At 74.3% G+C, this 22,651-nt stretch carries 21 protein-coding genes and 1 pseudogene; 11 read left to right on the top strand and 11 right to left on the bottom strand.

Translation table 11 applies throughout. The features are described from left to right. Nucleotides 1-2: 2 nt before the first annotated feature. The 4 genes from PUR71_RS20720 to PUR71_RS20705 form a co-directional block, all read right to left on the bottom strand. Nucleotides 3-1,220, bottom strand: a complete 1,218-nt coding sequence (locus PUR71_RS20720; protein ID WP_329928543.1) for a thiolase family protein — start codon at nucleotides 1,218-1,220, stop codon at nucleotides 3-5. Between the two features lie 260 nt (nucleotides 1,221-1,480). Beyond that, complete coding sequence (locus tag PUR71_RS20715; protein ID WP_329928542.1) at nucleotides 1,481-2,725, bottom strand: ribonuclease D; 1,245 nt, start codon at nucleotides 2,723-2,725, stop codon at nucleotides 1,481-1,483. Between the two features lie 166 nt (nucleotides 2,726-2,891). Beyond that, the gene (locus tag PUR71_RS20710; RefSeq protein WP_329928541.1) at nucleotides 2,892-3,617 is read right to left on the bottom strand and encodes a response regulator transcription factor; all 726 of its coding nucleotides are present in this window, start codon (nucleotides 3,615-3,617) and stop codon (nucleotides 2,892-2,894) included. A gap of 332 nt (nucleotides 3,618-3,949) precedes the next feature. Then, on the bottom strand, nucleotides 3,950-4,612 hold the full coding sequence (locus tag PUR71_RS20705) for a DUF3000 domain-containing protein (protein ID WP_329928540.1): 663 nt from the start codon (nucleotides 4,610-4,612) through the stop codon (nucleotides 3,950-3,952). Between the two features lie 197 nt (nucleotides 4,613-4,809). Between PUR71_RS20705 and hemE the strand changes: the two genes are divergently transcribed. The 3 genes from hemE (at nucleotide 4,810) to hemQ (ending at nucleotide 8,168) form a co-directional block, all read left to right on the top strand. After that, on the top strand, nucleotides 4,810-5,862 hold the full coding sequence (gene hemE, locus PUR71_RS20700) for a uroporphyrinogen decarboxylase (protein ID WP_329928632.1): 1,053 nt from the start codon (nucleotides 4,810-4,812) through the stop codon (nucleotides 5,860-5,862). Nucleotides 5,863-6,012: 150 nt separating this feature from the next. Beyond that, complete coding sequence (gene hemG / locus PUR71_RS20695; protein ID WP_329928539.1) at nucleotides 6,013-7,446, top strand: protoporphyrinogen oxidase; 1,434 nt, start codon at nucleotides 6,013-6,015, stop codon at nucleotides 7,444-7,446. Continuing rightward, complete coding sequence (gene hemQ, locus PUR71_RS20690) at nucleotides 7,443-8,168, top strand: hydrogen peroxide-dependent heme synthase (protein WP_329928538.1); 726 nt, start codon at nucleotides 7,443-7,445, stop codon at nucleotides 8,166-8,168. The genes hemG and hemQ overlap by 4 nt, the downstream gene beginning before the upstream one ends. Before the next feature lie 46 nt (nucleotides 8,169-8,214). Here the strand turns inward: hemQ and PUR71_RS20685 are convergent, their stop codons facing one another. The 3 genes and pseudogenes from PUR71_RS20685 to PUR71_RS20675 all read right to left on the bottom strand — a co-directional run bounded on the left by PUR71_RS20685 (nucleotide 8,215) and on the right by PUR71_RS20675 (nucleotide 11,478). Beyond that, nucleotides 8,215-8,997, bottom strand: coding sequence for a TIGR04222 domain-containing membrane protein (locus PUR71_RS20685; protein WP_329928537.1), 783 nt, complete (start codon nucleotides 8,995-8,997; stop codon nucleotides 8,215-8,217). A gap of 69 nt (nucleotides 8,998-9,066) precedes the next feature. Beyond that, nucleotides 9,067-10,218, bottom strand: a complete 1,152-nt coding sequence (locus PUR71_RS20680; RefSeq protein ID WP_329928536.1) for a TIGR04222 domain-containing membrane protein — start codon at nucleotides 10,216-10,218, stop codon at nucleotides 9,067-9,069. Between the two features lie 28 nt (nucleotides 10,219-10,246). Beyond that, nucleotides 10,247-11,478 (bottom strand): annotated as a pseudogene (locus PUR71_RS20675) (DUF692 domain-containing protein). Between the two features lie 333 nt (nucleotides 11,479-11,811). Between PUR71_RS20675 and PUR71_RS20670 the strand changes: the two are divergent. The 8 genes from PUR71_RS20670 to PUR71_RS20635 all read left to right on the top strand — a co-directional run bounded on the left by PUR71_RS20670 (nucleotide 11,812) and on the right by PUR71_RS20635 (nucleotide 19,220). Then, on the top strand, nucleotides 11,812-12,738 hold the full coding sequence (locus tag PUR71_RS20670; protein ID WP_329928535.1) for a GNAT family N-acetyltransferase: 927 nt from the start codon (nucleotides 11,812-11,814) through the stop codon (nucleotides 12,736-12,738). Between the two features lie 134 nt (nucleotides 12,739-12,872). After that, a complete protein-coding gene (locus PUR71_RS20665; RefSeq protein WP_329928534.1) occupies nucleotides 12,873-13,601 on the top strand; it encodes a hypothetical protein in 729 nt (242 codons plus the stop codon). A 177-nt stretch (nucleotides 13,602-13,778) separates the two neighbouring features. Beyond that, nucleotides 13,779-14,798, top strand: coding sequence for an MBL fold metallo-hydrolase (locus PUR71_RS20660; RefSeq protein ID WP_329928533.1), 1,020 nt, complete (start codon nucleotides 13,779-13,781; stop codon nucleotides 14,796-14,798). Nucleotides 14,799-14,866: 68 nt separating this feature from the next. Continuing rightward, nucleotides 14,867-16,627 carry an ATP-binding protein gene (locus tag PUR71_RS20655; RefSeq protein ID WP_329928532.1) on the top strand — a complete coding sequence of 587 codons (1,761 nt, stop codon included), beginning with the start codon at nucleotides 14,867-14,869 and terminating at the stop codon, nucleotides 16,625-16,627. Continuing rightward, complete coding sequence (locus PUR71_RS20650) at nucleotides 16,624-17,055, top strand: roadblock/LC7 domain-containing protein (protein ID WP_329928531.1); 432 nt, start codon at nucleotides 16,624-16,626, stop codon at nucleotides 17,053-17,055. Before PUR71_RS20655 ends, PUR71_RS20650 begins: the two co-directional genes overlap by 4 nt. Further along, nucleotides 17,052-17,405 (top strand): DUF742 domain-containing protein, encoded by a 354-nt coding sequence (locus PUR71_RS20645; protein WP_329928530.1) that lies wholly within the window; start codon nucleotides 17,052-17,054, stop codon nucleotides 17,403-17,405. The genes PUR71_RS20650 and PUR71_RS20645 overlap by 4 nt, the downstream gene beginning before the upstream one ends. A gap of 70 nt (nucleotides 17,406-17,475) precedes the next feature. Continuing rightward, entirely contained in the window at nucleotides 17,476-18,033 is a 558-nt protein-coding gene (locus tag PUR71_RS20640; RefSeq protein ID WP_329928631.1) for a GTP-binding protein, read from the top strand. Then, nucleotides 18,030-19,220 carry a cytochrome P450 gene (locus tag PUR71_RS20635; protein WP_329928529.1) on the top strand — a complete coding sequence of 397 codons (1,191 nt, stop codon included), beginning with the start codon at nucleotides 18,030-18,032 and terminating at the stop codon, nucleotides 19,218-19,220. Before PUR71_RS20640 ends, PUR71_RS20635 begins: the two co-directional genes overlap by 4 nt. 79 nt (nucleotides 19,221-19,299) lie before the next feature. Here the strand turns inward: PUR71_RS20635 and msrB are convergent, their stop codons facing one another. The 4 genes from msrB to PUR71_RS20615 form a co-directional block, all read right to left on the bottom strand. Further along, the gene (gene msrB, locus PUR71_RS20630; protein WP_329928528.1) at nucleotides 19,300-19,713 is read right to left on the bottom strand and encodes a peptide-methionine (R)-S-oxide reductase MsrB; all 414 of its coding nucleotides are present in this window, start codon (nucleotides 19,711-19,713) and stop codon (nucleotides 19,300-19,302) included. 21 nt (nucleotides 19,714-19,734) lie between these two features. Then, nucleotides 19,735-21,117 carry a UDP-N-acetylmuramate--L-alanine ligase gene (gene murC, locus PUR71_RS20625; protein WP_329928630.1) on the bottom strand — a complete coding sequence of 461 codons (1,383 nt, stop codon included), beginning with the start codon at nucleotides 21,115-21,117 and terminating at the stop codon, nucleotides 19,735-19,737. 148 nt (nucleotides 21,118-21,265) lie between these two features. Beyond that, on the bottom strand, nucleotides 21,266-21,727 hold the full coding sequence (locus tag PUR71_RS20620; RefSeq protein ID WP_329928527.1) for an indole-3-glycerol phosphate synthase: 462 nt from the start codon (nucleotides 21,725-21,727) through the stop codon (nucleotides 21,266-21,268). Between the two features lie 135 nt (nucleotides 21,728-21,862). After that, nucleotides 21,863-22,648: a pyrimidine reductase family protein gene (locus PUR71_RS20615; protein WP_329928526.1), complete on the bottom strand. Its 786-nt coding sequence runs from the start codon at nucleotides 22,646-22,648 to the stop codon at nucleotides 21,863-21,865. Between the last annotated feature and the right edge of the window lie 3 nt (nucleotides 22,649-22,651).

Here is a 22,651-nt window from a genome sequence, read left to right as displayed (position 1 = left end):
GCTCACTTACCACCCTCGAAGTGGGGGTTCTCCCAGATGATGGTGCCGCCCATGCCGAAGCCGATGCACATCGTGGTGAGGCCGTAGCGGACGTCCGGGCGCTGCTCGAAGCGGCGGGCCAGCTGGTTCATCAGGCGGACGCCGGAGGAGGCCAGCGGGTGGCCGAAGGCGATCGCGCCGCCGAACGGGTTGACCCGCTCGTCGTCGTCCGCGATGCCGTAGTGGTCGAGGAAGGACAGCACCTGGACGGCGAAGGCCTCGTTGACCTCGAAGGCCTGGATGTCGTCGATGGTGAGACCGGCCTTGGCCAGCGCCTTCTCGGTGGCCGGGACCGGGCCGATGCCCATGACCTCGGGCTCGACGCCGGCGAAGGCGTAGGAGACCAGGCGCATCTTGACCGGGAGGCCGAGCTCCTCGGCGACGTCCTCGGCGGCCAGCAGCGAGGCGGTGGCACCGTCGTTCAGACCGGCCGAGTTGCCCGCGGTGATGTTGCCGTGCGGACGGAACGGGGTCTTCAGGCCGGCCAGCGACTCCATCGTGGTGCCCGGGCGCATCGGCTCGTCCACGGTGGCCAGGCCCCAGCCGGTCTCGCCGACCTCGGGGTTGGTGTTGCGGATCGTGATCGGCACCAGGTCGGGCTGGATGTCGCCGTTGGCGTACGCCTTGGCGGCCTTCTCCTGGGAGCGCACGGCGTAGGCGTCGCAGCGCTCCTTGGTGATGTGCGGGAAGCGGTCGTGCAGGTTCTCCGCAGTCATGCCCATGAACAGGGCGGACTCGTCGACCAGCTTCTCGGAGACGAAGCGCGGGTTCGGGTCGACGCCCTCGCCCATCGGGTGGCGGCCCATGTGCTCGACGCCACCGGCCACGACGACGTCGTAGGCACCGAAGGCGATGCCGCCGGCCGTGGTGGTGACGGCGGTCAGCGCACCGGCGCACATGCGGTCGATCGCGTAGCCGGGCACGGACTTGGGCAGGCCGGACAGCAGGGCGGCGGTGCGCCCGATGGTCAGACCCTGGTCGCCGATCTGCGTGGTGGCCGCGATGGCGACCTCGTCGATGCGCTCGACGGGCAGGTTCGGGTTACGGCGCACGAGCTCCCGGATGCACTTGACGACCAGGTCGTCGGCGCGCGTCTCGTGGTAGATGCCCTTCGGGCCGGCCTTGCCGAACGGGGTGCGGACGCCATCGACGAAGACGACGTCCCTCGCGGTACGAGGCACGGGGGCTCTCCTCCCAGGGACCAACATTTCGAGGTGGGCAGGCTGCCGCCGGCGAAGACCCGAGCGGCGCCGCTTCACCGCCATGCTACCGGTCGGTAACCAACCTGCCCAGGCCCCTCGGCGGGTTCACCCGGTGTGTCCCGCGACACGTCCGACCAGGACCGCTCCCCGGCACCGGCCCCGGACGCGCCGGAGGGGACGCCGTCCCTGCGGACGACGTCCCCTCCGGCCGATGCGCGAGGCGGGACCCGTGCCCGGCGTCAGGCCTGCTCGGCGGTCGCCGCGGCGAACGCGGCGGCCATCACCGGGGCGACCAGGTCGACCTGCCACTGCCGGGCCCCCAGGCCGCGCAGCGCGGCCGCCACCCCGGCGGCGCCCGGGTCGGCCGGCGGCTCCCAGGACACCCGGCGGACCAGGTCCGGGGTGATCAGGTTCTCGGCCGGCAGGTTGTGCTTCTCGGCCAGCTCGCTGACGGCGCTGCGGGCGCCGGACAGCCGGGCGGCGGCGACCGGGTCCTTCTCGGCCCAGGCGCGCGGCGGCGGCGGCCCGTCGTGCGGCGCGGCGGCCGGCGGCAGCTGGTTCTCCGGCACCTCCCGGCCGCGCTGCACGGCGGCCAGCCACTGCTCCAGCTGGCGCCGGTGCACACGGGGCCCGAAGCCCTGGACGGCCTGGAGCGCGGCGATGTTCAGCGGCATGGCCAGCGCGGCGTTGACGATCGCGGCGTCCGGCAGGACCCGGCCCGGTGAGACGTCGCGCTCCTGCGCCATCCGGTCCCGGGCCAGCCACAGCTCGCGCACCACGGCCAGCTGGCGGCGCCGGCGGACCTTGTGCAGCTGCGAGGTGCGCCGCCACGGGTCGGTGCGCGGGGCCGGGCGGGGGGCGGCGGCGATCGCGGCGAACTCCTCCAGTGCCCAGCCCAGCTTGCCCTGGGCGTCCAGCTCCCGTTCGAGTGCGTTCCGCAGCTCGACCAGCACCTCGACGTCCAGAGCGGCGTAGCGCAGCCACGGCTCGGGCAGCGGACGGGTGGACCAGTCGACCGCCGAGTGCTCCTTGGCCAGGCTCAGGCCGAGAACGCTCTCGGTCATCGGCCCGAGGCCGACCCGGGCGAAGCCGGCGATCCGCCCGGCCAGCTCGGTGTCGAACAGTCGCCGCGGTCTCATGCCGACCTCGGCCAGGCAGGGCAGGTCCTGGGTGGCGGCGTGCACCACCCATTCGGCGTCCGCGAGGGCGGCGCCGAGCCCGGAGAGGTCGGGGCAGGCGATCGGGTCGATCAGCGCGGTGCCGGCGCCCGCGCGGCGCAGCTGGATGAGGTACGCGCGCTGCCCGTAGCGGTAGCCGGAGGCCCGCTCGGCGTCGACGGCGACCGGTCCGGTGCCCGCGGCGAAGGCGGCGACGGTGGCGGCCAGCGCCTCCTCGTCCGCCACGACGGGCGGGATCCCCTCCTTGGGCTCAAGGAGCGGGACCGGGGCTGCTTCTTCTGGGATGGCTGCTACGGCGTCGGTCACTCACCAAGGGTACGACGGTCCTCGGAACCGGGAGTGTTGTCGGACTGGTCAGACCGGGTCACCGAGCATGCCGACGGGACCTCCGGGAGCGCCGCGGCGGCTCAGGAGGAAACGTTCCTCCTGAGCCGCCGCGGTGTTCCGGTTCGACGGCGCGGCCCCGATCGGCTCAGTGGATGATCCCGGTGCGCAGCGCCACCGCGACCATGCCGGCCCGGTCGCCGGTGCCGAGCTTGCGCGCGATGCGGGCCAGGTGGCTCTTGACGGTCAGTGCGGACAGGCCCATCGCGACGCCGATCGCCTTGTTGGACTGGCCCTCGGCCACCAGCCGCAGCACCTCGACCTCGCGGCCGGACAGCTCGCGGTAGGCGGTCGGCTGCGCGCCCGGGGCACCGGGGGCGCCCGGGGCACCGTGCGCACCGTGCGCACCGGGGGCACCGGGCACGCCCGGCATGCCGGGGCGGCGCATCCGCCCGGCCAGTCCGGCGGCGCCCAGCGGCAGGCCGGGGCGGCCGGGCATCGCGACGTTGGTACGGGTGCCGGTGACGACGTATCCCTTGACGCCGCCGGCCAGGGCGCTGCGGACGGCGCCGATGTCGTCCGCGGCGGAGAGGGCGAGGCCGTTGGGCCAGCCCGCGGCGCGGGTCTCGGCCAGGATGGTCAGCCCGGAGCCGTCCGGCAGGTGCACGTCGGCGACGCAGATGTCGCGCGGGGTGGAGACCCGGGGGCGGGCCTCGGCGATCGAGGACACCTCGATCACGTCGCGGACGCCGAGCGCCCACAGGTGGCGGGTGACGGTGTTACGGACGCGCGGATCGGCGATGACCACCATGGCGGTGGGCTTGGTCGGCCGGTAGGCGACCACGTTTGCGGGGTGCTCAAGAAGGACCGACACCAGGCCTCCTGCGGGGAGTGGCGGACGGAACCCCGATGGGGGCGGTCGGAGTGTTCCGCGTTCGGAAAGGGTCACAGTCTGCTTCGGCAGCTACCGTGCCCGGCTTTAGCGAAAGATCACGATCTAGTGAGTAACAATACGGACAAATCGCGCAAATGATTGATGCGACATGCCTGGTATTCGCACAAAATCGATCAGATTCGTCCCCGACTAGGTCGATGGCGATCGCTTTCGACCGGTGAATTGACGCAGAGCGGATCCGAAGTCACACTCCGTCAGCCCTGGGGGTGGCGTCGGGGCCGACCGGCGCCGCGCGGCCCCGACGCCACCCCTCAGTGCGAGCGCGGGCGCCGCCGGGCGGGCATCGGGACCACTCCACCGAGTGACGGGACGTCGGCGGACGCCGGCGGGGCCGGGGCGACCGGCGGCAGGCCCGCACTGGTGCACAGCAGCTCCCCCCAGGCGGCCAGGTGCCGCTCGAAGCGGCCGTCGGCCGGCGTCCAGGAGGCCCGGATCTCGATCTCGGTGGAGGACGGACGGTCGGCGAGCCCGCCGAAGTACTGCGAGGCGCACCTGGTCACCGTGCCGGACGGCTCCGCGTACCCGGCGCCGTGCGCCTGCAGCGCGTCCAGCAGCCAGGCCCAGCCGACCTCGGACAGCATCGGGTCGCCGGCCATCTCCGGCTCCAGCTCGGCCCGGGTCATCGTCACCACCCGGAACTCCCCGTTCCAGGCCTCCTGCCCGGCCGGGTCGTACAGCAGCACCAGCCGGCCGTCCGCCAGCTCCTCGCCGTCCACCTCGACCGAGGCGGTCACCGCGAACGCGTGCGGGGCCAGACGGCGCGGGGCCGGCGCGGGGGACAGCTGCACCTCGGGCCGCAGCCGCGCCCCGTCGAACGCCGCCACGGCGGCCCGGAACTCGCTCGGCGCCCCCTCCCGACCAGTTCCGCCACCTGTTCCGCCACCCTGCGCGGGGTGCCCGCCGACCGCTGCCATGCCCCGAAGACTAGGTCGAAGACCCGGGTTATCGCCGCAACTTCCGCCTGCGCGGCGTGCCGGAACGGCAAACCCGGCCAGATCTTGGAGGAACCGACGAGACCGGCCGGGGAGTGCGGTCCGGGGCGCGTGCGAAGATTTGAACCGTGAGCGAGACTACGGCAGACACCACGGCGGCCGCCCCCGACGGCCGGTCCATCCCCGAGCGCCGCGGCGCCGCGTACGACTCCGCGTTCCTGCGCGCCTGCCGGCACGAGCCGGTGCCGCACACGCCGGTGTGGTTCATGCGCCAGGCCGGCCGCTCGCTGCCCGAGTACCTGAAGGTCCGCGAGGGCATCCCCATGCTGGAGTCCTGCATGCGGCCCGAGCTGGTCAAGGAGATCACCCTGCAGCCGGTGCGCCGGCACAAGGTGGACGCCGCGATCTTCTTCAGCGACATCGTGGTGCCGCTCAAGGCGGTCGGCATCGACGTCGAGATCAAGCAGAACGTCGGCCCGGTCATCGCCGACCCGATCCGCACCGCCGAGGACCTCGAGCGGCTGCGCCCGCTGGAGCCGGACGACGTCCCCTACATCACCGAGGCCGTCGGGATGCTCGTCGAGGAGCTCGGCGCCACCCCGCTGATCGGCTTCGCCGGCGCGCCGTACACGCTCGCCAGCTACCTGGTCGAGGGCGGGCCGTCCAAGAACCACGAGAACACCAAGGCCATGATGTACGGGCAGCCCGAGCTGTGGGCCGCCCTCGTCGACCGGCTCGCCGACATCACCTCCGCCTTCCTGAAGGTGCAGATCGAGGCCGGCGCCTCGGCGGTGCAGCTGTTCGACTCCTGGGTCGGCTCGCTCGCCCCCGACGACTACCGCCGCTCGGTCATGCCGTCCAGCGCCAAGGTCTTCGACGCCGTCGCCCACTACGGCGTGCCGCGGATCCACTTCGGCGTCGGCACCGGCGAGCTGCTCGGCCTGATGGGCCAGGCCGGCGCGGACATCGTCGGCGTGGACTGGCGGGTGCCGCTGAACGTCGCCGCCGAGCGGGTCGGCCCCGGCAAGGGCCTGCAGGGCAACCTCGACCCGGCCGTGCTGTTCGCCCCCACCCGGGTCGTCGAGACCAAGGCCCGCGAGGTCCTGCACGCCGCCCAGGCGCTCGGCACCAGCGGCCACATCTTCAACCTCGGCCACGGCGTCCTGCCCAGCATGGACCCGGACGCCCTCAGCCGCCTCGTCGCCTTCGTCCACGAGACCAGCGAGCGCTGACGGCCCCGGCGGCACGCCGCGGACGAGCACGGCCTGCCCTCCGGCCGGTGCCGTTCCGGCTCCCGATCGACCTGGACGCGCTGGTGCCGAAGGGCGCGAGGAGTGCAGGGGATTGAGGCATTCGTGTAAGGACCTGCGAGACTGCGACGCATGTCGGATGCACATGTCGTCGTCATCGGTGGCGGGATCGCGGGGCTGGCCGCGGCCGCGTTCCTCAGCGGGGCGGCCGGTGGGGGGCCGGCGCGGGCGCGGGTGACCTTGGTCGAGGCTTCCGGGCGGCTCGGGGGGAAGCTGCGCGGGGGTGAGGTCGGCGGGGTGCGGGTGGACCTCGGGGCCGAGTCGATGCTGGCGCGGCGGCCGGAGGCGGTCGAGCTGGCGCGGGCCGTCGGGCTGGCGCAGGCGCTGGAGCCGCCGACCACCGCGAAGGCCGCCATCTGGACCAGGGGCGCGCTGCGCCCGCTGCCGGGCGGGCAGGTCATGGGCGTCCCCGGGGACCTCGAGGCGCTGGCCGCGTCGCGGGTGCTGTCCGCCGAGGGGCTGGAGCGGGCGCGGCACGAGGGTGTCACCGAGGTCGGCGACGACGTCGCGATCGGCCGGTACGTCGCCGACCGGCTCGGCCGCGAGGTGGTGGACCGGCTCGTCGAGCCGCTGCTGGGCGGCGTCTACGCCGGCCGCGCGGACGAGATCTCGCTGCGCGCCGCCGTGCCGCAGCTGTTGCCGATCGCCCGCGGCGGCGGGTCCCTCGTCGAGGGGGTGCACGCGCTCGCCTCCCGGCCCCAGATCGTCGGCACGCCCGTCTTCCAGGGGCTCCGGGGAGGCCTCGGCACCCTCCCGGAGGCCGTCGCCGCCGCCTGCGCGAAGGCGGGGGCGGACATCCGCACCGAGACCGCCGTCGACGAACTGCGCCGCACCCCCGAGGGCTGGCGCGTCGTGGCCGGCGGCGAGGTGCTCGCCGCGGACGCCGTCGTGCTGGCCGTCCCGGCGCCCGCCGCGGCCCGGCTGCTGCGCACGGACGTGCCCGCGGCGGCCGCCGAGCTGGACGCCGTCGAGTACGCGGGCACGGCCCTGGTCACCCTGGCGTTCCGCCGGGCCGACCTGGCCGAGGTGCCGTCCGGCAGCGGCTTCCTGGTGCCGCCGGTGGACGGGCGGCGGATCAAGGCGTCGACCTTCTCGTCCAACAAGTGGGGCTGGCTGGAGCGTTCGGCCCCCGACGCGTTCCTGCTGCGCACCTCGCTGGGCCGCCACCGCGAGGAGCAGGCACTGGCTCTGGCGGACGAGGAGCTGGTGGCGCTCTCGCTCGCCGAGCTGGGCGAGGCGATCGGCCTCACCGCTCGCCCGTACGACAGCGCCGTCTCCCGCTTCGAGGCCGGCCTGCCGCAGTACCCGGTGGGCCACCTGGACCGGGTGGCCCGGATCCGCACCGCGGTGGCCGGGGCGGGCGGCCTGGCGGTGTGCGGCGCCGCGTACGACGGCGTGGGGATCCCGGCGTGCATCGCCTCCGCGGCCGCGGCCGTGGCGGCGCTCGACAGACTGTCGACCCCGGAGACCGGGGAAGGTTCCACGGAGAGGACAATGGGCGCATGACTGAGACCGTTGAGCGGCAGCCGGAGCAGCAGCCCGAGAAGAAGAAGGCGCGCGACCTGAACCAGGTCATCCGCTACACGATGTGGTCGGTGTTCAAGCTCGAGGGCGCCCTGCCCGAGGACCGCACCGCGCTGGCCGCCGAGGTGGACGAGCTGTTCGCGCAGCTGGCCGCGAAGGACGTGACCGTGCGCGGCACGTACGACGTGTCCGGTCTGCGCGCGGACGCCGACATCCTGGTCTGGTGGCACGCCGCCGACTCGGACGACCTGCAGGAGGCGTACAACCGCTTCCGCCGCACGGGCCTCGGCCGTCAGCTGGAGCCGGTCTGGTCGAACATGGCGCTGCACCGCCCGGCCGAGTTCAACAAGTCGCACATCCCGGCGTTCCTCGCCGACGAGCGCCCGCGCGACTACGTCTGCGTGTACCCGTTCGTCCGCTCCTACGAGTGGTACCTGCTGCCGGACGCCGAGCGGCGCGCGATGCTCGCCGAGCACGGCCAGATGGCGCGCGGCTACCCTGACGTCCGGGCCAACACGGTCGCCTCGTTCGCGCTCGGCGACTACGAGTGGCTGCTCGCCTTCGAGGCGGACGAGCTGCACCGCATCGTCGACCTGATGCGCGACCTTCGCCCGTCCCGCGCGCGCCTGCACGTGCGCGAGGAGGTGCCGTTCTTCACCGGGCGCCGCAAGCCGGTCAGCGAGCTGCTCAACGGCCTGGTCTGAGACGTGAGGTGGAAGGGGGCCCGCTTCGGCGGGCCCCCCTTCGCGTTCAGGTGCGGTGGGGGCGCAGGGCGGCGCGCAGGCGGGGGTCGGCGAGGGCGGCGGGGCCGTTCATGGCGACGGCGGTGAGGAGTTCGCGCTCCTCGTCGTCCCCGAGGCCGTGCTGGCGGGCCGGGCGCACCTCGCGCAGGACCTCCTGGCCGATCGGGGAGGCCCAGCGGGTGTACGGATAGACGTCGACCCGGGCCATCAGCAGGGTGCCGGAGGTGAGCACCAGCGGCAGCGAGAACCAGGCGAGCGGGGCGAGGGCGTCGCCGTCGGTGAAGCATCCGACGGCGAGGGCGGCGGCGAGCAGGGCGAGGGCCAGCAGCAGCGCGTGCCGCACCTGGCGGACCACGACGACGGTGTTGCGCTGGATCAGCGCCGGGGTGGCCAGCCCGGCCAGCGAGAGCCGGGCGCCGATCTCCAGCACGGTCGGGTGCTCGCCCATCGCCCGGCGCAGCCCGTCGGTGCGGCACTGGCCGTCCGGGCCGACGGTGGAGATGACCGCCCGCTCCAGCCGACTGCGGCCCTTGGGGTCGACGACGGTGGTCCAGCCGGTGTGGGCGAGGTGCAGCCGGCCGCGGCCGGCCATCAGGACGAGGGCGAGCTCGACGACCCGGTCCGGGCCGCCGGCCAGGTAGGCCGTCTCGTACAGGCCGATTCCGACGGCCTCCGGCGGGCGCGGCCCGTCCTGTCCGGCGAGGGCGTCGGCGGTGGCGGTCATCCGGACGAGCCGGAGGCAGGAGAGCACCGCGGCCACACACGCCGGTATGAGGAACAGCAACCACATGGCCTTGTTGTATGCCGCCGCCGACGGCCCGGGGAACGGCTTCCGGCGGCGCGATACCGAACTGTGACGTCAGGAACCGCAGCTGGAACCGCAACTCGACCCGCAGCTGGACGAGGACCCGCAGCTGGACGAGGACCCGCAGCTGTGGGACGAGCCGCAGCTGTGGGAGGACGAGGATCCGCAGCTGTGCGACGAGGAGCCGCAGGTGTGCGAGGACGATGACGATCCGCAGCTCGACGAGCCGCACCCGGAGGACGTCCCGGTGTCCGAGACGCCGCCGCACCAGGACACCGTGCCGCCGCCGCAGGACGACGATCCGGAGGAGCCGGAGGTGTCGCAGGAGTAGGCCGCCGAGCAGGACGAGTTCGAGGAGCCGGACGCGCCGCCGAACGCGCCCCGGGCCGCCGCCTGCTGGGCCATCGCCTGCTGGGCCGCCGCGCCGACCATCGCCTCCTGGAGCTCCTCGTTCGCGAGCTCCGCCCCCGCGACGGCCAGCCCGCCGAGCGCGAGTGCGCCCAGCATCGCGCCGTTGGCCGGGTTCCCGTACACGCCCGAGCCGGGCGACCACGGCTTGCCGGTGTCCATGAGCGAGAGCTGTCGCTGTCCGGCCGGGGTGATCCGGCCCTTGGCCGGGCGGGAGGCGACCAGGGTGACGAGGCCGAGCGCCAGCAGGACCACCGGGACCAGCACGGCCGGCCGGTCGCCGCGCCCGTCGTCCACGCCGGAGAGCACGAAGGAGAGCACCGTGACGAGCGCCACGGCGCCCACCGCGAGCCACAGCAGCCGGCGGGCCTTGCGGGCGGCCCCCATCCGGTCGGGGCGGCGCAGCAGACCGCGGTCGGCGAGCTCGTCGCCGAGGTCCTGGACGGCGGGGGAGCGCATCACCTCCGCGCGGAGCGGGCCGAGGTCACGGCTGCGGGTCGGGCCGACGGCCGTCATGATCGCCTCCTCGACGGCGTCGTACGGCCGGTCGTGGGTGAGGGTGACGGTGCCGCCGCGGCTGACCACCGCGCGCTCGGCCAGGTGCATCCGGACCAGCGCCGTGTCGAAGACCCGGCCCGGGCCGCCCGCCAGGAACGCGGCGCTCAGCAGTGACAGGCCGCGGCCGGGCAGGCCCTTCGGGTGCGGGACGTGCCGCACGCGCCGCGCGGTGTGGTCCACGTACAGGACCGCGGCCACCACGAGGATGGCGGGAACGATGAAGTAGCTGTTGTCCCACATGGGCTGATTCCCCCGAGAGTGAAGAGTGTTACCGGCGCCGCAGGGCCCGGCGCAGACGGGCCAGCGGTCCCGGAGGGCGGGCGGGCGCCGGGTGCAGCCACTGCTCCAGGGCGCGGTGGCAGTCGGCGGCCAGCGGGCGCGCGTGGGTGAGCGCCCACGCGGCGAACGCCCGGGCGTCGGCCCGGTAGCCGGCGGTCTGCGGGTGGGTGCGGGCGTAGGTGAGGAAGAGCGGCCCGTACCGCGGCCCGAGCTGGCGGGGCAGTTCGGGCGCGACGCGGGCGACGGTGTCCCGCCGCTTGGCGGCGAGACCGGTGGACTGGGCGCGGACCTGCGCCGGGTCGAAGCCCGGCGGGACGGGGCCGCCGGCCACCAGGGCGGCCAGCAACTCCTCCTGACGCCGGGCGAGTTCCCGCCGAGCCGTGGCGAGGTCTTCCGCGAGGCGTTCGGTCATGGTCGGATGCTCCCCTCCAGCACCCGGCGGATGGCGTCCAGTTCACCGGCCAGCTCGCCGGGCGGCGGGAAGGCCGCGTCCCGTTCCAGCAGGACGCCGGGCGGTGCGACCCGCGCGCACAGTTCGGCCAGCACCTCCAGCACCGGTTCGGTGACGGGGTGGGCGTGGGTGTCGTGCCAGACGCCGTCGACCATCGTGCCGCCCGCGACGTGCACGTAGGCGATGGACTCCAGCGGCAGGCGGTCGAGTTCGGCGGCCGGGTCGACGCCGAGGTTCACCCGGTTGGTGTGCAGGTTGGCGACGTCGATCAGCAGTCGCACGCCGGTGCGCTCGACGAGCTCGGCGAGGAACTGCCCCTCGGTCAGCTCGTCGTCCGGCCACGCCAGCTGCGCGGCGATGTTCTCCAGCGCCAGCGGCACCGGAAGCTGGTCTTGGGCGATCCGCACGTTCTCGGCGATCACCCGCAGCGCGTCCCACGAGCGCGGGACGGGCAGCAGGTGGCCCGCCTCCAGGCCGCCGGCCCGGACGAACGCCAGGTGCTCGGTGACCAGCGGCGAGTCCAACGCGGCGGCCGTACCGGCGAGTGCGGCCAGGCGCCCGGGATCGGGCCGGTCGGCGCCGCCGAGGCCGAGCGAGACGCCGTGCGGCACGACGGTGACGCCGCGTTCGCGCAGCACCGTCAGCGAGGTGGGCAGATGGCCGGCGCAGACGTTCTCCGCGACGACCTCGACCCAGTCCAGGCCGGGCTGTCGCTCCACCACGGTGTCGATCTCGCTGCGCCAGCCGAGGCCGACGCCCAGCCGGGGCACGGCGGCCGGGCCGGCCGGGGCGCCGTCGCCGGAGACGGCCCGTGCGGGCAGGTTCAGTGCAGGGGAAGTCATCGGTACGCCCCCTTCGGAGGGCCGGGGTGAGGGGCCGTCGGGTGGTGCGGGCTCCGTCGCCGGGACCGCCCGTGGGCCGTGTTGCCGAGAATGTCCCCAGGTGGGATGGCTGCCAAGCCCCACCCGGTCTTCTCAGAGCATTATTTGAGCTTGCCGATGAGGGACTCTAGCGCCCGGCCGGATCCGTTCGCGCAGGTGGGGTGGCCCGCGCGGGAGAAATTCGGAGGCGCGGGACGGGAACCGCGGATAGCGTGCGAACCCATGACTTCCGACGAACCGACGATCCGAGAATTCCGCCCCGCCGACGCCGAGGCGGTGGCGGCCGCCCACCGGGCCGGGCGCGAGCACCTGGTGTGGAGTGCCGAGGCCCTGCTCTGGGCGAACGCCCGGCAGAACCCCGACGAGCACTTCCGCACCTTCGTCGCCGAGTTGGACGGCCGGGTGGTCGGCGCGGTGCGCTGCGCGCTCACGCTCGGCACCACGACCGGCGGCCTCGGCTACGCCAACGGCAGCGTGCTGCCGGAGTTCCGCCGGCGCGGCGCGGCGACCGCGCTGCTGGCCGCCGCCGAGGGGCACCTGGCCGAGCACGGGGTGACCGAGATGCACACCTGGCTGGACGACGAGCCCGCCTCGCTGGCCTTCGCCGCCGCCCGCGGCTACGAGGTCGGGCGCGAGGCCCAGTTCGGCGGGCGGGACCTGAGGCTGCCGCTGCCCCCGGCGCCGGAACGGCCGGCCGGCGTCGAGCTGCGCCCGGCCTCCGACTGGGCGCACGACCCGCGCCCGCTGTTCCTCGTGGAGGCGGACGCCATCCGGGACGAGCCCGGCGAGGTGACGATGGACAACCTGGACTACGAGGCGTGGCTGCACGGCGACTGGGCCCGGCCCGACCTGGACCGGGAGCTGACCGTCGTCGCCGTGGTGGACGGCGAACCGGCGGCGTTCACCATGGCGACGACCGACGGCGCGGACCGCTACTGGTCCGCGTTCACCGGCTGCCGCCGGGAGTTCCGCGGCCGCGGTCTGAGCAAGCTGGCCAAGCGGGAGTCGCTGCGGCTCGCCGCGGCGGCGGGCTACCGGCACGCGTACACCAGCAACGACACGACCAACGCGCCGATGCTCGCGGTCAACGCCTGGCTGGGGTACGAGCGGTGCGCGGGGGAGCGCAAGGGGATCAAGCGCCTGGGGTAACGGTCCGTGTGGAGATCGTGACGCTCCGAATCGCCGCGATTGGGGTATTTCCGGCCACGGGAGGGGACTTAACCAGGGCGCACAGTTCGTGGTCGAGTCTTCCTCCGGGGGATCAAATGGAGATCCTGCTCCAAGTGTTGATCGCATCGGTCCCGGCCGCGATCGGTTTCCTCGCGGCCCGCTCCCTCGCCCGCACCAGGCTGTTCCTGCGCTACGGCTTCCTGCGGGCACTGCTCGCGCCGTACAGCAGGGTCCAGATCATCACCCCGAGCATCGAGGTCGCGGAGTTCGCCTTCGCCAGGGACGGCCTGCGGCTGACCGCGCGGGCGCCGAAGAACGTGCTGTTCATGCCGATGGCGGAGGCCAGGGCGATCGCCCAGCTGATCGACCTGCTCCGCAAGGTCAACCGGAAGGCGACGATCGAGCTGGTCGCGGCCGGCGCGCAGGACCCGCGGATGCCGACCTTCTCGATCGGCGGCCCGAGCGTGAACCCGTACACCGGGGGCGTGCTGTCCGCGGCGTTCCCGGACTTCCGCATCGAGTACCCGGAGGCGGCGCGCGCCCGGTGGGGCGGGATGACGTTCGAGGCGCTGTACAACGCCTCCGACGAGCTGATCCGGGACCACGGCTTCATCTTCGTGACCCGCACGCCCCGGCACGCGCCGTGCGTCGTGCTGTGCGGGGTGTTCGCGTTCGGCTCCGCGATGGCGGTGGAGGCGCTCGCGGGGGCGGGCCGGAAATCGCCGCTGGCGGCGCTCTTCCGCTCGGGGGAGAAAGGATTCGTCGCGGTCGAGGGACGGGTGATCGGGCTGGACACGGTGGACGTGACGGTCGAGGTGTGCCGGATCCTGCCGGTGCCCTGACGCCGGACCCGCAACCGCGACGGTTCGCGGTGTCCACGTACCGTCCCGACGGGTGAGACGATTGGTCTCGACCAGGTGGAACGAATCCGGACGGTTCGGGAGCGTCTGGGGCACGAACTCACGGCGATCGCACAGGTTTTGCCCCGCTCCTGACAGGTCGTCGGCATAATCGCGCACATGACGATCAACCGTGCCTCCCTGAGTGCGATCGCCGATGACCTCCACGTGTGGCTCCCCCCGAAGCGGGGCTGGGGACTGGCGAACTGCGGGCTGCTGACCTCCCGGAAGACCGCGCTCTGGATCGACACCCCCTACGACCTGGCGCTGGCCTCGGAGTTCCTCGCCGAGAGCCGCCGGGTGCTGGCCGACGGCGTCACCGTCGACCGGGTGATCGTCACGCACGCCAACGGCGACCACCTCTGGGGCGCCGGCGTCCTGCCGGACGCCGAGGTGATCTCCACCCGCGAGGCGCTGGAGCACATCCACTACGAGCCCACCCCGCAGCAGCAGCACGCACTGGTCGCGGGCGGCGACCCGGACTCCCCGCTCGGCGGCTACCTGCGCGAGCACTTCGGCGCCTTCGACTGGTCGTCGACCGAGCCGGTGCGCCCGGACACCGTCTTCACCGGCGAGCTCGAACTCACCGTGGGGGACCACCCGGTGCACGTCACCGCCCTGCCCCCGGCCCACACCGGCGGCGACCTGATCGTCCACCTGCCGCGCCAGCGCACGGTGTTCGCCGGCGACGTGATCTTCGGGTCGACCGCCGAGCAGCCCGGCGACCACCCCTCGCACTGGGCCGGGCCGCTGGAGAACGTCGTCGCCGCGTGCGAGGGCATCCTCGACACCGGCGCCGAGACCGTCGTCCCCGGCCACGGCCCGGTGCTCGACCGCGACGGCGTCCGCGCCCACATCGCCTACCTCGAGTACGTCCGCGAGCGCGCCCACGCCCTGCACACCGCCGGCATCCCCGCGCTGGACGCCGCGCGCCGGGTGATCGCCGAGCAGCGCCACCCCGAACTCGGCCTGCCCGAAAGGCTGGTGCTCACCGTCGCGGCCGAGTACCGGCACCTGGACGGCGGCGAGGCGCCGAACGTCCTGGAGGCCATGACCCAGGTCGCCCTCGTCGCCCGCGAGATCGCCGAGGACTCCGGCCGCGCCCGGCGGTTCCTCCCCGACATCGGCTACCGGGACTGACCGGGCCCCGGCCCGCCCCCCGGCCGGCCGGCGAGGAAGTCCCCCGAGGAACCCCCCCGAGGAAATCAATGACGCAGATCGCGCTGATCGCGCTGATCACCACGGTGCTGGCCGCCGCGACGGCGGGCGTGCTGGCCCGCGGCCGGGCCCGGGCCACCACCCGGGCGGCCGTCGCCGACGAGCGCGCCCACGTCGCCGAGCAGCGCGCCCGCGCCGCCGAGGAACGGCTCGCCCGCGCCGAGCACCGGCTGCACGAGTCGGCCACCGCCGCCCGCGAGGCCACCGACGAGGCCGAGGCCCGCTACCGGGCCGCCGAGGAGCGCACCCGCGACGCCGAACTGCGCGCCCGCGCCGCCGAGGACGCCGCCCGCGACGCGCGGGACGCCACCCGCGAGGCCGACGGCCGCACCGCCGCCGCCGACACCAGGGCCGCCGAGGCCGAGCGCCGGCTCGCCGTCGCCGAGGAGCGCGGCGCCGCCCTGCTCGCCGAGGTCCGCCACCTCGCCGACGAGCGCCTGCCCGCCACCGCTGTGCGGCTCAGCCACGTCAACGCCCCCGCCGTCGGCCCGCTGTCCGCCGAGGTCGTCGGCCCGGACGCGACCGAGGCGCTGCAGGCCGTCCTAGACGCCGCGGCCGGCGCCATCACCGACGAGCGCGAGCGGGTCGACGCCGCCGCCCGCGCCGCGATGCGCGGTGCCACCTCCAAGATCCAGACGTTGCTCTACCAGATCCAGAGCCTGGTCCAGCAGCTCCAGGAGGACAACGACGACCCCCGGCTGCTGGAGGTCGACTTCCGCAACGAGGTCGCCCTGCGCCGGATCCAGACCGTCGCCGTCCTCTGCGAGGCCTGGCCCGGCCTCGCCCGCAGCGACTCCCCGCTCGCCGAGGTCGTCGTCGGCGCGCTCTCCCGGGTGCCCGGCTACGCACGGATCAAGGTCGCCAATCACCTGCGCGAGAACCGCCTCGCCGTGGTCGCCCGCGCCGCCGAGCCGCTCGCCATCACCGTCGCCGAACTGCTCGCCAACGCCACCGCCTACTCGCACCCGGAGACCGACGTCCCGGTCACCGTCCAGCAGGGCGGCCGCGGCGCGCTGGTGATCATCGACGACAGCGGCATCGGCATGGACGACGACCAGCTGCGCCGCGCCCGCCGTCTGCTGGCCGGCCCGCCCGACGTCCTGCTCACCGAGCTCGGCAACCCGCCCAAGACCGGCTTCGCGGTGATCGGCAAGCTCGCCCGCCAGTACGGCTTCTCCTGCCACATCGAGCCCTCGCCCTACGGCGGCATGCGGACGATCCTGCGCATCCCGGCCGCGCTCGTCACCGTCGTCGACGACGAGCAGCCGCTGTCGGTGCTCACCCCGCTGCCGCTGCGGGCCGGCGCCGGGCCCGCCCCCGCGCCGACCGTCCAGGCCGTCCCGCCGATGCGCGACGCCGGGGAGGACGCCGGAGCGCCCCCGCTCGCCGACCGGCACCACCAGCCGGGCCCCCACCCGGCGCCCGCCATGCACGTCGTGCCGTCCGCGGCCGCCGGACGGCCCGGCGACGGCAGCGGCCTGCCCAGCCGACGCCGCCGCCAGCCGCTCGCCGCCCCCGCGGCTGGGCCCGCCGAGGCCCCCGGACGTCCCGCCGCACCCGGCCCGTCCGAGGCCCCCGGGACGCCCGCCCGCACCCCCGAGCGGGCCGCCCGGCACTGGAACGCCCTCCAGCAGGGCACCGGCGAGGGCCGCGCCGCGGTGGCCGCCGCCGCGCGCGACGGCGCCGCCCCGCCCACGGGCGGACCCCAGTCCACGGGCGAAGCCCAGACCCCCGAAGGAGCCGAGCAGTGAGCAGCACGTCCAGCCCGACCGCCACCGACGAGATCTCGTGGGTGCTCACCCCGCTGCTGGAGCTCCCGGGGGTGCTGCACGCGGTCATCGCCACCGGGGACGGCCTCGTCGAGGGCGCCTCGGACGGCCTCGACCGCGCCTGCGCCGAGCGGGTCGCCGCGATGACCGCCACCGTCCACGCCGCCGCCCGGGCCTTCACCAGCGCCTTCACCGACAGCGCCCAGCCCCGGCTGGCCCAGACCGTCGTCGAGTCCGACCTCGGCTACGCCGTCGTCGTCCCGGCCGGGGAGAACACCTCGCTCGCCGTCTTCACCTCGCCCGAGGCCCAGCTCGGCAACGTGGCCTACCAGATGCAGGTCCAGGTCGCCGCCCTGGGCCGCGCGCTCGCGAGCCCGGCCCGGCAGCCCGACGGCACGCCCCGGTCATGACCGGCGTACCCCGCAGGCGGATGGTGCCCGCCTACCTCGCCACCGGCGGCCGCACCCGCCCCGGCAGCGCCGGCTTCGAGCGGCTGACCGTGCTGTACGCCGCCCGCGCCGAACCGCCGGACGGACTGGAACACGAACACGAACGGCTCTGGGAACTGCTGCGCCCCGGCGCGCTGACCGTGGTGGAGGCCGCCGCGCACCTGCGCCTGCCGGTCAGCGCCACCGTCTTCCTCGCGGCCGATCTGGTCGAGGCGGGCTGCCTGAACGCCCGCGCGCCGATCCCGCGCGCCCAGCAGACCGACCGCTCCATCGTCGAGAGGCTCCTCGTTGGACTCCGCACGCTCCGGTAGCCCGGCCCCCGGCGGCCCGGCCGACCGGCCCAGCCGGGTGGGCTACCTGCCCGACCCGGACCAGACGCTGATGAAGCTCGTCGTGGCCGGCCCCTTCGGGGTCGGCAAGACGACGCTCATCCGCACCCTCTCGGAGATCGCCACCCTGCACACCGAGGAGGCGATGACCGAGACCGGCCGCCCGGTCGACGACCTCGCCGACCTGCCGGAGAAGACCACCACCACGGTCGCCGTCGACTTCGGCCGGCTCACCCTGCCCGGCAACGTCGTGCTCTACATGTTCGGCACCCCCGGCCAGCGCCGCTTCTTCCCGCTCTGGCAGGACATCGCCCGCGGCGCCCTCGGCGCCCTGGTGCTCGCCGACACCCGCAGGCTCGCCGACTCCTTCGAGATCATGGACATGGTCGAGGAGCAGGGCCTGCCCTACGCCGTCGCCGTCAACGGCTTCCCGGACGCGCCCGTCCACTCGATCGAGGTCCTGCGCGCCCACCTCGACCTGCACCCCGACACCCCGCTCGTGCTCTGCGACGCCCGCGAACGCGACGCCAGCCTCGACGCGCTGATCGCGCTCACCGAGCACGTCCTGCACGGCCTGCCGGCCGGCCCGGACCCCCAGGAGGGACCGTGACCACCGAGACCCGCCTGACGCCGATCTACGGGCCGGTGTTCGCCGCCGACCCGCACCTGGTCTACGACCGGCTGCGCCGCTACGGCGCCGTCGCCCCGGTCGAGGTCGCGCCCGGCGTCGAGGGCCTGCTCGTCACCGACTACCAGGCCGCGCTGGACCTCCTGCGCGACACCGACACCTTCTCCAAGGACTCCCGGGCCTGGCAGCGGACCGTCCCGCCGGACTCCCCGCTCCTGGTCGTGCTCGGCTACCGCCCCACCGCCCTGTTCAGCGACGGCGAGGTCCACGACCGCTACCGCGCGGTGATCACCGACGGCCTCCGGCTGCTCGAACCGCACGTGCTCCAGCGCCGCGTCGGTGAGGTCGCCCACCGGCTGATCGACCGCTTCGAGGCGGCCGGCACCGCCGACCTGATCGCCGAATACGCCCGCCAGCTGCCGGTCTTCGTCTTCAACACCTGGTTCGGCGTGCCCGAGGAGCACAGCGACCGCCTGGTGGCCGGCATCTCCAAGATGATCGAGTCCACCGAGAAGGCCGTCGCCGCCTACGGGGACCTCCTCGCCGTGGTCACCGAGATGGTCGCCGACCGGCGCCGGCGCCCCCGGCACGACCTCACCTCCTGGTTCGTCACCCACCCGGCCGGGCTGGACAACGACGAGGTGATCCGCCAGATCACCCTGACCATGATCGCCGGGCACGAGCCGACCACCAACCTGATCGGCAACGCCCTGCTGCGCCTGCTCACCGACGAGCGCTACGCCGGCTCGCTGTTCGGCGGCGCGATGACCGCCTACCAGGCGATCGACGAGGTGCTGTGGCACGAGCCGCCGCTGGCCAACCTCTCGGCGCACTACCCGCGGTACGACATCACCTTCCACGGCCGCGAGATCAAGGCCGGCACGCTGATGCTCGTCTCCTACGCGGCGGCCAACAACCAGGCGGCGCCGCCGACCGACGGACCCGGACTGCGCAGCGGCGAGAGCGCCCACCTGGCCTGGGCGGCCGGCCCGCACGCCTGCCCGGCCCGGGACCCGGCCCTGCTGATCGCGATCTCGGCGATCGAGCAGCTGACCAGCCGCCTGAGCGACCTCGAACTCACGCTGCCCACCCAGGAGTTGCTCTGGCGCCCGGGCCCGTTCCACCGCGCCCTGGTGCACCTGCCGGTCCGCTTCGCCCCGGTTGTCTGAACAGCCGGTCCGAGTACGCGGGAGGCCCGGGTGTCCGTCACGGATGCCCGGGCCTCTCCCGTCCTCCAGTCGTCAGCCGTCAGTCCTCGTCGGACACCGGCTTCAGCGTCAGCGAGACGCTGTTGATGCAGTACCGCTGGTCCGTCGGCGTGCCGTAGCCCTCGCCCTCGAAGACGTGCCCGAGGTGCCCGCCGCAGCGCGCGCAGCGCACCTCGACCCGGCGCATGCCGAGCGACGTGTCCTCGATGTACTGGACCCGGTCCCCGGCCAGCGGCGCGTAGTACGACGGCCAGCCACAGTGGCTGTCGAACTTCGTCTCGGAGCTGAACAGCTCGGCGCCGCAGGCCCGGCAGGCGTAGACGCCGACGGTCTTGGTGTCGGTGTACTCGCCGGTGAACGGGCGCTCGGTGCCCGCCTCGCGGAGCACGTGGTACTCCTCGGGGCTGAGCTGCTCGCGCCACTCGGCGTCGGTCTTCTCGATCTCGTAGCTCATCACGGCTCCCGTCGGCGTGGGTCAGACGTTGGAGGCAACGTTCGCGAGGTGCTCGAGAATTTCAGGACCGAGGTTGGTGACGTCCCCGGCGCCCATCGTGATCAGCAGGTCGCCCGGGCGGGCGAGGCCGGCCAGCGCGGCGGGGGCGGCCGCGAAGTCGTGCTCGGGAGTGACGTCGGCGCCGGCCCGGCGGGCCGCGTCGATGATCAGCTCGCTGGTCACGCCGGGGATCGGGTCCTCGCGGGCCGGGTAGATGTCCAGCACGACCGAGGCGTCGGCCAGCGCGAGCGCCTGCCCCATCTCCTCGGCGAGCTGCTGGGTGCGGCTGAACAGGTGCGGCTGGAAGACCACCAGGACGCGGCCCTCGGCGGCCCCGCGGATGGCCTCCAGGTCGGCGGCCATCTCGGTCGGGTGGTGGGCGTAGGAGTCGATCACCTGGACGCCGCCCGCCTCGCCCTTGAGCTGGAGCCGGCGGCGCACGCCGGTGTAGGCGCCGAGCGCCTTGGCCAGGTCGGCGGCCGGCACGCCGAGCGCGACGCCCGCGGCGAGCGCGGCGACGGCGTTGTGCGCGTAGTGGCGGCCGGGCACCGAGACGGTGAAGGTCAGCTCGGCGCCGTCCAGCAGGACGGTGACCTCGCTGGTCATGCCGTGGGCGACCACCGACAGGACGCGCAGGTCGGCGTCCTCGGCGGCGCCGACGGTGACGACGTTCAGGCCCTCGCGCGCGGCGACCCGGGCGGTGAGCTCGCGGGCGCCGTCGTGGTCGGCCGAGACGACCAGGGTGCCGCCCGGGGTGATCCGGCCGACGAAGGTCTCGAACGACTCGTGGATCTCCTCGATCGACGCGTAGTTGGCGTGGTGGTCGAGCTCCACGTTGAGCACGATCGCCACCTCGGGCGCGTACTTGTGGAAGCTGCGGTCGCTCTCGTCGGCCTCGGCGACGAAGATCTCGCCGGTGCCGTGGTGCGCGTTGGAGCCCGGCGCGTCGAGGTCGCCGCCGATCGCGTAGGACGGGTCCAGGCCGAGCTCGCCGAGCGCGACGGCCAGCATGCTCGTGGTGGTGGTCTTGCCGTGGGTGCCGGCGACGGCCAGCGCGCGGCGCCCGCCCATCAGCGCGGCCAGCGCGTCGGAGCGGTGCACCACGGGGATGGCGCGCTCGCGGGCCGCGGCCAGCTCCGGGTTGTCGGCGCGGATCGCGCTGGAGACGACCACGCTGCTGGTGCCGTCCGGCACGTGCTCGGCCGCGTGGCCGACGTGGACGGTCGCGCCGAGGGCGCGCAGCGCGAGGACGGTCTCGGACTCCTTGGAGTCGCTGCCCGAGACGCTGGCACCGCGCACCGCGAGGATCTTCGCCAGGCCGGACATGCCGGCGCCGCCGATGCCGATGAAGTGCGGGGCGTGCAGGTCGTGCGCGGCGTCGTTCAAGGCGGGGCTCCGTTGGGGCGGGGGCTTGTGGGCGGGCGGGCGCCGCCCACGGGGGCGACGTGCGAATCGTCCTCGCGGACGGACCGCAAGGACGATTCTGCACCAAGGTCGGGTCGGGTCGGTCGGCTCAGGAGTCGCTGGCGAACAGCCGCAGCACCGGGACGCCGACCTTGTGCCGGGCCTGTGAGGCCCAGTCCCGGTGGAAGAACTCCTCGACGAAGTGCGGGGAGGTGAGTACGACGACCTCGTCGGCCTGCTGCTCGCGCACCACCGCCTTCAGCCGCTCCAGCGGCTTGTCCTCGACCAGCTCGCCGACCGCCTCGGCCCCGGCCCGGCGCAGGTGGCGCAGGCTGTGTTCGAGCGACTCGGACGCCACCGTCGGCCCGGTCCCGGACTCGTCGTGCTCGTGCACCACCTTGTCCAGGTGGCCGAGGGCGACGTCGTCCAGCGCCCGCAGCAGCTCGTCCTGCCTGCCGCGCGGCTGCATCAGGACGACGAAGGAGACCTTCTCGTCGCTGTGGAGCGTGGTGACGAGCTCCACGTCCGCGTCGGAGAGCGCCTTTTCGATCATCAGTACCGTCTTGAACACGTGAGTCCCTTCCAGTGGCCGGCCCCCGGGCCCCGGCGTCGCATCCCATAGTGCCCGGCGGAAGCTTTCGGCTCGCTGCACACCCGGCACGCGGGCCGCGCGGACGAAAGGCCCCCAAGGGGAACGGGATCGCGATCAGGGGGTCACGGGGTCATCCGAACGCAGGTGACGCAGGTAGCGGGTGAAGAGGAATCCTTTCTGCTCGATCAATGAGACCAGCCGCATCGTCCGCACGTCAGGCATTTGCGCATCGTGGACGATGCGCGGCGCGTCGCCGCCCGTGATCAAGGGGGCCAGCGACAGGCACAACTCGTCCAGCAGGTCCGCCGCCGCCAGCTGTCCCAGCAGGCGCGGGCCGCCCTCGGTCAGCAGCCGCGTCCAGCCCCGCTCCACCAGGGCGGCCACGCCCGCCCGCAGGTCCACCGAGCCCTCGCCGGCCACCACCAGGTCGGCCACCGCGGCCACCGCCCGGCGACGCTCGGCCGGGGCGTCCGCGGTGGTGATCACCACCGTCCTGACCAGCGGCCCGGTGAACAGCGGCGCGTCCAGGTCCAGCGCCAGCGACCGGCTCACGATCGCGATCGCCGGGGCCGGCGCCTGCCCGGCCGCCGCCCGCGCCGCCGCGAACTCCGCCCGGACCCGGGCGGGGCGGTAGCCCTCCGCGCGCACCGTCTCGGCCCCCACCAGCACCACGTCCGACAGCGCGCGCAGCACCCCGAAGATCCGCTTGTCAGCGTCCCCGGAGAGGCCTTCGGACAGGCCGTCGACCTTCGCGCCGCCGTCCAGTCCGGCCACCATGTTGGCGCGCAGCCACGGCCGGCCCCGATTCACCTGGTCGGGGTACGCGTAGAGGGCGGCGAGCGACTCCAGCGAGCCCGGGTCGGCGACCGGCTCGGTCAGCGGGCTGATCAACAGGTGCATACC

Source organism: Streptomyces sp. SP17BM10, assembly GCF_036322405.1.
Classification (GTDB): Bacteria; Actinomycetota; Actinomycetes; order Streptomycetales; family Streptomycetaceae; genus Kitasatospora.
This window is presented reverse-complemented; position numbering and strand designations above follow the sequence as displayed.

Excerpts from the sequence above, each read along its gene's own strand:
- PUR71_RS20705 (WP_329928540.1), bottom strand. The coding sequence starts at position 4,612 with ATGGCAGCGGTCGGCGGGCACCCCGCGCAGGGTGGCGGAACAGGTGGC.
- hemQ (WP_329928538.1), top strand. The coding sequence starts at position 7,443 with ATGACTGAGACCGTTGAGCGGCAGCCGGAGCAGCAGCCCGAGAAGAAG.
- PUR71_RS20680 (WP_329928536.1), bottom strand. The coding sequence starts at position 10,218 with ATGTGGGACAACAGCTACTTCATCGTTCCCGCCATCCTCGTGGTGGCC.
- PUR71_RS20685 (WP_329928537.1), bottom strand. The coding sequence starts at position 8,997 with ATGTGGTTGCTGTTCCTCATACCGGCGTGTGTGGCCGCGGTGCTCTCC.
- PUR71_RS20660 (WP_329928533.1), top strand. The coding sequence starts at position 13,779 with ATGACGATCAACCGTGCCTCCCTGAGTGCGATCGCCGATGACCTCCAC.
- PUR71_RS20645 (WP_329928530.1), top strand. The coding sequence starts at position 17,052 with ATGACCGGCGTACCCCGCAGGCGGATGGTGCCCGCCTACCTCGCCACC.
- PUR71_RS20655 (WP_329928532.1), top strand. The coding sequence starts at position 14,867 with ATGACGCAGATCGCGCTGATCGCGCTGATCACCACGGTGCTGGCCGCC.
- msrB (WP_329928528.1), bottom strand. The coding sequence starts at position 19,713 with ATGAGCTACGAGATCGAGAAGACCGACGCCGAGTGGCGCGAGCAGCTC.
- PUR71_RS20640 (WP_329928631.1), top strand. The coding sequence starts at position 17,476 with ATGAAGCTCGTCGTGGCCGGCCCCTTCGGGGTCGGCAAGACGACGCTC.
- hemG (WP_329928539.1), top strand. The coding sequence starts at position 6,013 with ATGTCGGATGCACATGTCGTCGTCATCGGTGGCGGGATCGCGGGGCTG.
- PUR71_RS20670 (WP_329928535.1), top strand. The coding sequence starts at position 11,812 with ATGACTTCCGACGAACCGACGATCCGAGAATTCCGCCCCGCCGACGCC.
- PUR71_RS20615 (WP_329928526.1), bottom strand. The coding sequence starts at position 22,648 with ATGCACCTGTTGATCAGCCCGCTGACCGAGCCGGTCGCCGACCCGGGC.